General features: G+C 70.7%; 10 protein-coding genes and 1 pseudogene. 8 read left to right on the forward strand and 3 right to left on the reverse strand.

The window, feature by feature from the left end; genetic code table 11:
* Window positions 1-29: 29 nt before the first annotated feature.
* Window positions 30-848, forward strand: a complete 819-nt coding sequence (locus AC1DNF_RS07665; protein WP_478147973.1) for a sensor histidine kinase — start codon at window positions 30-32, stop codon at window positions 846-848.
* On the opposite strand, the gene AC1DNF_RS07670 is transcribed toward AC1DNF_RS07665, so the two are convergent.
* The gene (locus tag AC1DNF_RS07670; protein ID WP_478147974.1) at window positions 817-1698 is read right to left on the reverse strand and encodes an alpha/beta fold hydrolase; all 882 of its coding nucleotides are present in this window, start codon (window positions 1696-1698) and stop codon (window positions 817-819) included. The genes AC1DNF_RS07665 and AC1DNF_RS07670 overlap by 32 nt on opposite strands.
* Window positions 1691-2524 carry a DODA-type extradiol aromatic ring-opening family dioxygenase gene (locus tag AC1DNF_RS07675; RefSeq protein ID WP_478147975.1) on the reverse strand — a complete coding sequence of 278 codons (834 nt, stop codon included), beginning with the start codon at window positions 2522-2524 and terminating at the stop codon, window positions 1691-1693. Before AC1DNF_RS07675 ends, AC1DNF_RS07670 begins: the two co-directional genes overlap by 8 nt.
* A 91-nt stretch (window positions 2525-2615) precedes the next feature.
* Here AC1DNF_RS07675 and AC1DNF_RS07680 point away from each other — a divergent pair, with 91 nt between their 5' ends.
* From AC1DNF_RS07680 to AC1DNF_RS07710, 7 genes are all read left to right on the forward strand, one after another.
* Window positions 2616-3527 carry a LysR family transcriptional regulator gene (locus AC1DNF_RS07680; protein WP_478147976.1) on the forward strand — a complete coding sequence of 304 codons (912 nt, stop codon included), beginning with the start codon at window positions 2616-2618 and terminating at the stop codon, window positions 3525-3527.
* A gap of 48 nt (window positions 3528-3575) precedes the next feature.
* Window positions 3576-5420, forward strand: coding sequence for an ABC transporter ATP-binding protein (locus tag AC1DNF_RS07685; RefSeq protein ID WP_478147977.1), 1845 nt, complete (start codon window positions 3576-3578; stop codon window positions 5418-5420).
* Between the two features lie 40 nt (window positions 5421-5460).
* Window positions 5461-5583, forward strand: coding sequence for a hypothetical protein (locus AC1DNF_RS07690; protein ID WP_478147978.1), 123 nt, complete (start codon window positions 5461-5463; stop codon window positions 5581-5583).
* A gap of 137 nt (window positions 5584-5720) precedes the next feature.
* A complete protein-coding gene (locus AC1DNF_RS07695) occupies window positions 5721-7121 on the forward strand; it encodes a DUF2868 domain-containing protein (RefSeq protein ID WP_478147979.1) in 1401 nt (466 codons plus the stop codon).
* A complete protein-coding gene (locus AC1DNF_RS07700; protein WP_478147980.1) occupies window positions 7118-8551 on the forward strand; it encodes a GTPase/DUF3482 domain-containing protein in 1434 nt (477 codons plus the stop codon). Before AC1DNF_RS07695 ends, AC1DNF_RS07700 begins: the two co-directional genes overlap by 4 nt.
* A gap of 13 nt (window positions 8552-8564) precedes the next feature.
* Window positions 8565-9323 (forward strand): glutamine amidotransferase, encoded by a 759-nt coding sequence (locus AC1DNF_RS07705; RefSeq protein ID WP_478147981.1) that lies wholly within the window; start codon window positions 8565-8567, stop codon window positions 9321-9323.
* A 90-nt stretch (window positions 9324-9413) separates the two neighbouring features.
* Entirely contained in the window at window positions 9414-10058 is a 645-nt protein-coding gene (locus AC1DNF_RS07710; protein WP_478147982.1) for a CDP-alcohol phosphatidyltransferase family protein, read from the forward strand.
* Between the two features lie 16 nt (window positions 10059-10074).
* Here AC1DNF_RS07710 and AC1DNF_RS07715 read toward each other — a convergent pair.
* Window positions 10075-10201, reverse strand: a pseudogene (locus tag AC1DNF_RS07715) (IS110 family transposase); the annotation flags it as partial.

A 10201-nucleotide genomic window follows, 5' to 3' on the forward strand; every position in this document is an offset into this window, starting at 1 on the left:
GCGGCTATGACACTCGCGGATGAGTGGCTTTGCCGATTCACACCTTCGGCAAGAAATCAGCGCATGATGATCGTCTGGCCCATTGGGCCGGAAGAAAGCTTTCCATGTTGGTGCAACAGGTCACGTCCCCCCGGGACGCAAACGTTGCAGCAGGCGCCTCCGCAGCCCTGACTGAGATCGTTGCCTCCGTACGCCGGCATCTTGCGGGCGCCGTCGAAGAGCACGAAGAAAGACCCGAGCCCGCCGTGTTGCGGCGGAGCGAGCTATTGGCTGCCGCCTTGTGTGCCTTCACCGGCGGACAGCAACTGACGCCCGCGCGCCTGGTCGTGATGCCCTACCTCTGCTCCTTCGCGGATCTTCTGAGGCATACCCTCGATGCCCGCATCGACGTTCGCCTGGACGTCGACAGGGACTGTCCCGCATGGTGGGTCGACCGAACGGCATTGGAGGAAGCATTGACTCGGCTCGTGCTCAACGCGAGGGATGCCATGCCCGCGGGCGGACACTTGACGCTGCGCGCGTCGCTGGATCCGCAGGCCGGCCGCCCAGGCACGCTGCTCGAGGTCATCGACACCGGTGCGGGGATGAGCGCCGAGCTCGCGCAGGCCGCCGCCACGCCCTTCTTCACGACGAAGAAGGCTTCGCCCTTTTCCGGCATGGGATTGCCGGCCGTGGGCGGGTTCGCGGCACAGTCGGGCGGCTCCATGAAGATTGACTCGAGAGTCGGTGTCGGCACATCCGTCACCCTGAAGTTGCAGACCGTCGATGGCGCCGCCAACCACCCGGCCCCTCACCCGCCGCCGCAGTCGGACGTCGTCAGCAAAGGAAGCGCAACAGCAGCGCGTTGACTTCGTCCGCGCGCTCGTACTGAGCCCAGTGGCCCGCGCCATCGACCACCGCGCCCTGGCGCCGCGGATGCCCCGCGACGAGCTGCGCGACCAGCGGCCGCGAATCGGCCGTCGTGTCGTATTCGCCCCAGACCAGCAATTGCGGCCCGGCGAAGGTATCGAGCGCGGCCTGCAGCCCGCCCGCCTGCGAGACATCCTTGCTGCGAAAGCGCGTGCCGTGGCAGGAGATGTCGTGGATCACGAACGCGAGCGCGTCGATCGCGGCCTTGTCATGCAACATCAGCGCGGCGAGGTTGTGCAGCAGCGCGGCGCGCTCCTCCTCGCGGTCCTTGGCGGCGCGCCAGTTGATCATCTGCGCCGTCATGCGCCGCATCGTGCCGTGGCCGCCGCTGCCCACCAGGGCCAGCCGGCGGACGTGGCCCCGCCGCTGGGCGAACTTCGCGGCGGTCAGCCCGCCGAAGGAGAAGCCGCCGAGGTCGATCTCCGTCCCGGCTCCGATCAGGCCGTCGAGCGTGCCGCCAAGGGCATCGAGCAGCGGCCCGATCGGCGCTTCGCCCGGCGCGGGCGGCGGCGCCGCGTCGGATTCGTTGAAGCCCGGCATGTCGGGCAGCCACAGCGTTCGCGTGGCGCTGAGCGCCTCGACGTTGCGCAGCCAGTGCATCCAGCTGCCGTGGCCGCCATGCAGCAAGACCAGCGGCGGCCGGGCCTCGCTGGTGCCGAAGCGGCGCCAGCGCACGCGCACGCCGCCATGCAGCGCATCGTGGTGGGTGGAGAGCGCGTCGATGCGCGCGATCAGGCGGTGCGCGTCGGCATCCGCCCGAGGGTCGAGGGTGGGGAGGGAATCAGGCACCCGCGGATTGTGCCGCGAGCCCGAAACGGAAGCTCGACACGGCGATGCCGCCCATGAACGCATCCTCGTGGTAGACGCGCTCGCCGGCCTCCCCTTCCGCCGCGCCCACCGCCACCATGAGCGGGATCAGGTGCTCTTCGCGCGGATGCGCGATGCGCGCGGCCGGCGCCGACGACCAGGCCAGAAGGCGTTCGACGCGCTGCGCCGGCGTGGCGCCGACGACGGCGGCGTCGAGCCAGTCGTCGAAGGCCTTCGAGACCTCGCGCGCCTGCGGGCCGAACTGGCGCAGGTTGTGATAGCTCAGTCCGCTGCCGATGATCAGCACGTTCTCGCTGCGCAGCGGCGCCAGCGTGCGGCCCAGCGCGATGTGCTCGGCGGGATCGAGCCCGCGCCGCAGCGAGAGCTGCACCACCGGCACCTCGGCCCTGGGGTAGATCGCGGCCATCGGGGAGAAGGTGCCATGGTCGAAGCCGCGCTCGGCATCGAGCCCCGAAGGCAGGCCCGCCGCCTCGACCAGCCCCTGCACGCGGCGCGCGAGAGCGGGCGAGCCCGGCGCGTCGTAGCGCACGCTGTAGGTGTGTTCGGGGAAGCCGCCGTAGTCGTAGATCATCGGCGGGCGCGGGCTGGCCATCACCGTGAAGGCGGGCTCCTCCCAGTGGGCGGAAATCATCAGGATGGCGTCGGGCTTGCGGCCGATCTGGCGCGGCATGTCGGCAAGCGCGGCTTCGAGCTTGTCGTACTTGTCGCCCATCTCCTTCTTCATCCACGGCCACGGGCCGCCGCCGTGGGAGATGAAGTAGGTGGGCAGAGGCTGAAGTGTGGTCATGGAATGCTCCTTGAGGGGCAGTTTAGGCATTTCCCTCGGAGAAATCGATAGGCTAGGATTCATCGATTCATTTCTCCAGAGGAAATCATCCATGGACCGCCTGACCAGCCTGCGCGTGTTCCGCGAGGTCGTCGAATCGGGCAGCTTCACCGCCGCGGCCGATCGCCTGGGCGTGTCGGCGCCCATGGCCAGCAAGCACGTGGCGCAGCTCGAGAAGTCGCTGGGCGCGCGCCTGCTGCATCGCTCCAGCCGGCACCTGAGCCTGACGGAAGCCGGCGCGGCCTGGTACGAGCAGAGCCGGCGCGCGCTCGACCTGCTCGACGCCGCCGAAGCCGCCATCGGTCGGAAGAACGAGGTGCCGCGCGGCCAGCTCAAGGTGAGCGCGCCTGTGTGGTGCGCCACGCCGCGCTTTGCCCGCGTGCTGGCCGACTACCGAGAGCGCTGCCCCGAAGTGCTGGTCGACATGCACCTGGAGAACCGCAAGGTCGACCTCACCGCCGACGGCTACGACCTCGCCTTGCGCGCCACGCAGGAGCCTTCGCCGGCGCTGATCGCGCGGCCGCTGTGCCGCCTGCAGTTCCACCTGGTCGCCACGCCCGCGTATGTCGCGCGCGCCGGCCTGCCGGCCACGCCCGCGGATCTCGCGAAGCTCGGCGCCATCGTGCCGAGCTACGTGAACCTGGAAGGCCTCGCGCTGAAGGGCCCGGGCGGCCGGCAGGCGCCGCTGCGGCTGCAGCCCGTGCTGCGCTCCGACGACACCAACCTCACGCTGCATGCGGTGCGCGCGGGCATGGGCATGTCCTTTCTTCCCGAATGGCTGGTCGACGACGATCTCGCGCGGGGCCTTCTGGTCAAGCTGGTGCCCGACCATGCCGCCCCGCCGGTGACGCTTTTCGCCGTCTACACCAGCCGCCAGTACATGGCGCCCAAGCTGCGCAGCTTCATCGATTTCCTGGGCGAGCGCCTGTCGGTCGCCGCCCTCGCGACGTCCCTCGGGGGGTGAAGGGGAAGACGACCCGCTACAGTCACGCCTCACTGGAGACAGCCCGCCTTGTTCCGTTTCTTCGAAAGACTTCTTCACCCCTACCCCCCCGCCGAGCCCGCACTGCCGCCGCCGGGCTTTCTTGCCTTCCTCTGGGCCTGCACCGACGGCCTGCGCGGCAAGATCGCGGCGATGGCCCTGCTCACCGCGATCATGTCGGCCTTCGAGGCCCTGCTCTTCGCGATGCTGGGGCGCATCGTCGACTGGCTGGGCGGCCAGGTGCCGGCGCGGCTGTGGCAAGAGCGCGGCACCACGCTCGCCTGGCTCGGCATCGCCCTGCTCGCGAGCATCGGGGTCGTGGCGCTGCAGACCATCGTCAAGCACCAGACGCTGGCGGTGAACCTGCCGATGCGCCTGCGCTGGAACTTCCACCGCCTCATGCTCGGCCAGAGCATGGCTTTCTACCAGGACGAGTTCGCCGGCCGCATCACGGCCAAGGTGATGCAGACGGCGCTGGCCGTGCGCGAAACCATCTTCGTGCTGGCCGACGTGCTGGTGGCCATGGGCGTCTACATCGCCACCATGATCGTCCTGGCGGCGGTGCTCGACAGCCAGCTCATGCTGCCCTTCGTGGCCTGGCTCGCCTGCTACATCGCGACCCTGTTCTTCTTCGTCCCGCGCCTGGGCAGGATCGGCAAGGCGCAGGCCGACGCGCGCGCGCTCATGACCGGCCGCGTCACCGACGCCTACACCAACATCGCGACCGTCAAGCTCTTCTCGCACACCCAGCGCGAAGCCGGCTTCGCGCGCGCGGCCATGAAGGAGTTCATGCAGACGGGCTACGGCCAGATGCGCATGGTGAGCGCCTTCGAGATCGTCAACCACACGCTGAGCATGGCGCTCACCGCCGGCATGGCGGGCACCGCGCTGTGGCTCTGGTCGAAGGGCGCGGTCGGCATCGGCGCGGTGGCCGCGGCAACCGCGATGGCGCTGCGCCTGCAAGGCATGTCGCACTGGATCATGTGGGAGATGACCAGCCTGTTCGAGAACATCGGCACGGTGCAGGACGGCATGAAGACGCTCTCGCGCCCGCGCACCGTGCTCGATGCGGCCGACGCGGTGCCGCTGGTGGTGCCGCGCGGCGAGGTGCGCTTCGACCATGCGAGCTTCCGCTACGGCGACGGCGGCAGGCGCGTCATCGACGACCTCACGCTCACCGTCGCGCCCGGGGAGAAGATCGGCCTGGTCGGGCGCTCGGGCGCCGGCAAGTCGACACTGGTGAACCTGCTGCTGCGCTTCCACGACCTGGAAAGCGGCCGCATCCTGATCGACGGCCAGGACATCGCCCACGTCACGCAGGACAGCCTGCGCGCCCACATCGGCATGGTCACGCAGGACACCTCGCTCATGCACCGCTCGGTGGCCGACAACATCGCCTATGGCCGGCCGGACGCGGGCGAAGACGCGATCCGCGCCGCCGCCGAGCGCGCCGAGGCGCACGAATTCATCCAGACGCTGGGCGACCCGAACGGCCGGCGCGGCTACGAGGCGCACGTGGGCGAGCGCGGSGKCAAGCTCTCGGGCGGCCAGCGCCAGCGCGTCGCGATCGCGCGGGTGATGCTCAAGGACGCGCCGATCCTGCTGCTCGACGAGGCCACCAGCGCGCTCGACTCCGAGGTCGAGGCCGCCATCCAGGCCAGCCTCTACCGCCTGATGGAGGGCAAGACGGTGATCGCGATCGCGCACCGCCTGTCGACCATCGCGGCCATGGACCGGCTGATCGTGCTGGACGAAGGCCGCGTGGTCGAGGAAGGCGACCACAAGAGCCTGCTGGCGCGCGGCGGCCTCTATGCGCGGCTGTGGGCGCACCAGAGCGGCGGCTTCCTGGGCGACGGCAGCGACGAGGCGTCGTGAGTCCTACAGCGTGCGAGGTCCGCCGCCGACATCCTTCGCTGTGGCGGAGGGCCAAGCTGAAACTGTCTTTATTACAGAGGTATCAGCCGTGAATTCCATCATCTACATCGTCGGTCTGGTCGTCGTCGTCGTCGCCGTGCTCTCCTTCTTCGGCCTGCGCTGAAAACACATTCCTCATTCCTGCCGCGCAACGGGCAGGAGTCACGGGGTCGTGCGCGGCCCCGTTTTTTCTGGCGCTGAGCCTTTGCGCGAAGGGCCGGGGAGCGGCGGGCATAATTCCGCGCTCTCTGAAGGAAGCCGTTGAACCCAGCAGCGCCCCCACCTGCTTTCCAGGACGCGACGATCACCGTGGCCGTGCAACTGGTCGAAGAGGCCGGGCCGCTGGACGACGCCCAGGCGGTGCGCGAGGCCATGGCGGCCAGGCCGGACGGCAGCGGCCGCATCGTCGAGCGCGCGCGCATCCTCGGCTTGCGCATCGGCCTGCAGGATGAGCTGGCCCGCGCGCGCGCATGGGCGCCATGGGTGCTGCTGGGCCTGGTGTCGCTCATCGTGCTGGGCGGGCTCAGCCTGGCCGGCAGCGTGATCGGCGGCAGCGAACGCAAGATCAATGTGGTGGTCGCGCTGGTCAGCCTGCTCGGGCTGCACGTGCTGACGCTGCTGCTCTGGCTCGTGGGCCTGCTCGCGCCCTTGCGCGCCTTCGGCGCCTTCCATGCCTCCTTCGGCTGGCTGTGGCTCGCGCTCACGACGCGCGTGGCCGGCGGCAAGCGCGGCCAGGGGCCGCTACTGCTGCGCGCCCTCACGCGCCTGCTGGCGCGCGCGCGGCTCCTGCCCTGGGCGCTTGGCTTCGTGAGCCACACGATCTGGGCGCTCTCCTTCGCGGTGGTGCTGGCCGTGCTCCTCTTCGCGCTCGCATTCCGCAACTTCACGCTCAGCTGGGAGACCACGATCCTCGAACCCGGCTTCTTCGTGCGCGGCGTGCGGCTGCTCGGCTGGGCGCCGGCCTTGCTGGGCTTTCCGGTGCCCGACACGCAGGCGGTGCTGTCGCCGCTGGCGGCCGCGTCCGGCCAGCGCGCCTGGGCGCTGTGGCTCACGGGCTGCCTGGTGGTCTATGGCCTGCTGCCTCGCCTGGTCTTCGCGCTGCTGAGCGCGGCCGTGTGGCGCGCCCGCAGGACGGCCTTGCGCCCCGACCTCTCGCTGCCCTACTTCCACCGGCTGCTCGCGCGCTTCGATGCGCTCGAACCGCGCCACATCGTCGACGCCGACCCGGGCCGCGCGCCGCATGGCGCGCCCAGCCGCCCACCGCCCGGCGACACCAGCGACACGCTGGTGGCCATCGGCTTCGAGCTGCCGGACGAATTGCCTTGGCCACCACCCGCGCTGGAGCGCACTGCAGCGCGCGTGCTCCGCGTCGACGGCAGCGCGGGCGCGCGGCGCGAGCTGTTCGACACCCTTGCGCGCATCCGCCCGCGGCGCGTGCTCGTCGGCTGCCATGCGGCCTCGACGCCAGACCGCGGCACCGAGCGCTTCCTGCGCGAGCTGATGTCGCTTTGCGGCGAGTGCCGGCTGTGGCTGCTCGGCATCGGTACGGACAAGGCCGCGGGCCAGCGCTGGCTGGCCTGGCTTGCAGACACCGGCCTCGGCGATCTCGCCGGCGCAAGGGATGGCGACGCACCCGATGCCGTCCTGAATGGATGGCAATGAACACGGACAGCGCCATTCGCATCGCTGTCGTCGGCCACACCAACGCCGGCAAGACCTCGCTGCTGCGCACCCTCACGCGCCGGGTGAACTTCGGCGAGGTCTCCGAGCGGCCGGGCACCACCCGCCACGTCGAGAGCGTGGAACTCAGGGTCGAGGGCGCGCCGGCCGTGCGATTCCTCGACACGCCGGGCCTGGAAGATGCCGTCGCGCTGCGCGAGCACCTCGAGGCCTACGACCGCGGTCTGACCCCGCCGGAGCGCATCCGCCGCTTCCTGCAGGGCCCCGAGGCGCATGGCGTGTTCGAGCAGGAAGCCAAGGTGCTGCGTGCGATGCTCGACGTCGACGCCGCCTTCCTCGTCATCGATGCGCGCGAGCCCGTGCTGCCCAAGTTCCGCGCCGAGATCGAATTGCTGAACGCCTGCGCGCGGCCGGTGCTGCCGGTGCTGAACTTCCTGCGCGGCACCGGCAGCCGCGAGGCCGCGTGGAAGGAACTGCTCTCGGCCTACGGCCTGCACGTGGTGGTGCGCTTCGACGCCGCCGCGCCTTTCGTCGGCGCCGAACGCGAGCTCTACCGCGACCTCGCGACGCTGCTGCGCGACAAGCGCGCGCGCCTCGATGGCGTGGCCACGTTTCTCGAGGCCGAAGCCGAGCGGCGGCGGCAAGCCGCGGCCGCTCGCATCGCCGACCTGCTGGTCGATGCGGCCTCGATGCGCCGCAGCGCATCGGCCGTGGAGTTCGAACTCGCGACGAGCCGGGAGCGGCTGGTTGCGGCGCTGCGAAAGGACGTCTTCGACAAGGCCCAGCGCTGCACGGACGACCTGCTCACGCTCTACGGCTTTCGCGAAGGCGACGCCGACGAGTCGCCGCTGCCGCAGCTCGAAGGCCGATGGGCCATGGACTTCTTCCATCCCGAGGCGCTGAAGGACGCGGGCATCCTGCTCGGCAAGGGCGTGGTGGTGGGCGCGGCGGTGGGCGTGGCGGCGGATCTCGCCCTCGCCGGCCTCTCGCTGGGCGCGGGCGCGGCCCTGGGCGGCGCCATCGGCGGCGCGGTCTCGCAGGGCTGGGGGCCGCTGGGCCGCAAGCTCTTCAACAAGCTGCGCGACGTGCACGAGCTCACGGTGGAAGACCGCGTGCTCTTCGTGCTCGCCGCCTGGCAGCTGGGGCTCCTGCGCGCCCTCGAACAACGCGGCCATGCGGCGCTCGACCGGGTCCCCGCATCCTCGCCGGCGGCACCGGCCGCGAACGCGCGTGCGCAGCGGGCCCTCGCCGAACTCGTGCGCGCGGCGCAGCCGGCGCGCAGCCATCCAGAGTGGGAAACGGGCACGCGGCGGCGCTGGCGCGAGGCACCGCAGCGCCAGGACCTGGTGCTGCGGGTGGCCGCGCGCATTCCCGCGGCCGTCGCGGCCTGCGATGCATCCGTCCCGCCGTGACATGATGACGGGAATGGAAGACATCTCCCCCCGCCCCCTGGCCATCATCAAGGCCGGCGACACCTTCGACGCGCTGCGCGAGCGGCGCGGCGACTTCGAGCACTGGATCGCTGCCGGCCTGGGCGACACCCGCCTGCCGGTCATGGTGCTCGACCCGCGCAAGGGCGACACGCTCCCCGCGCCGGACACCCTCTCGGGCGCCATCGTGACCGGTTCGCACGCCATGGTGTCCCACCGCGAAGCCTGGAGCGAAGCCACCGGTGCCTGTCTGGCCGGGCTGGTCGCGCACGGCACGCCGGTGCTGGGCATCTGCTTCGGCCATCAGCTGCTGGCCGATGCGCTCGGCGGCGAGGCCGGCGACCACCCCGTGGGCATGGAGCTCGGCACGGTCGAGATCCAGCTCACCGCCGACGCGGCGGACGACGCCCTGCTGCGCGAGCTGCCCGAGCGCTTCGAGGCGCACGTGGCGCACCGGCAAAGCGCATTGCGGCTGCCCGCGGGCGCGGTGCGCCTGGCGGGCAATGCCTTCGAGCCGGTCCAGGCCTTCCGCGTCGGCGCGGCGGCCTGGGGCGTGCAGTTCCACCCCGAATTCGACGCCGACATCATGCGCGGCTACGTCGACCTGCTGGCCGAGGACGCGCGTGCCCAGGGCACCGACCCCGCCGCGCTGCGCGCGCGCGTTGCCGGCACGGCGAGCGCCGCGCGGCTGCTGGGCCGTTTCGCCGACATCGCCGAAGCGCGGGACGCCGCGCCGCGACCCGCCCGGGCATGAAGGTTGCGGGCCGGCATCGGAGCGCGACTACAGAAGCCCGCGCGCATTTGCGCTAAGGTGCCTCGCACCTTTCTCCTTCGAAAGCCCTTCATGCCCACTCCTCCTTCCGCCGCGGCGCCGGTGCGCAAGCACTTCTCGATGATCCGGGGCTTCCACCTGGCGGATGTCTTCACCCTCGGCAACGCGGCCTGCGGCGTCGGCGGCGTCTTCCTCGCGATGGCCTACATGGCGAGCCAGTCCGTGGCGCAGTTCTACTGGGCCGCCGCGCTGGCGCCCGCCGCCTTCATCTTCGACGTGTTCGACGGCCGCATCGCGCGCTGGCGGCAGACCCACTCGGCGCTCGGGCGCGAACTCGATTCGCTGGCCGACGTCATCTCCTTCGGCGTGGCGCCGGCCGCGCTCGGCTTCGCCGCCGGGCTCGACGGGGGATGGGACTGCATGCTGCTCATCTATTTCGTCTGCTGCGGCGTGAGCCGGCTGGCGCGCTACAACGTGACGGCCGAGGCGCTTTCCGAAGGCGCCGACAAGGTCAAGTACTTCGAAGGCACGCCCATCCCGACCAGCGTGGTGCTGGTGGGCGTGCTGACGGTCGCGGCGCGGTACGGCCATGTCGGCGATGCGATCTGGGGCGGCGCCTGGGTGCTCGGGCCGTGGGAGCTGCATCCGCTCAGCCTGCTCTTCGGGCTCTCGGGCACGCTGATGATCAGCAAGACGCTGCGCATCCCGAAACTCTGAGCAACCGTCTTGCAAGTCAAGCCGAATGAAGCGAATCGTCCCAATGCTTGCCACTCTTGGCGATGGCGTTGAGCACCGTCAGGAGCTTGCGCATGGCTGCCACGAGGGCGACCTTCTTTGGTTTGCCGGCGACGACCAGGCGC

Source organism: Variovorax sp. 01T432 (genome assembly GCF_056398605.1).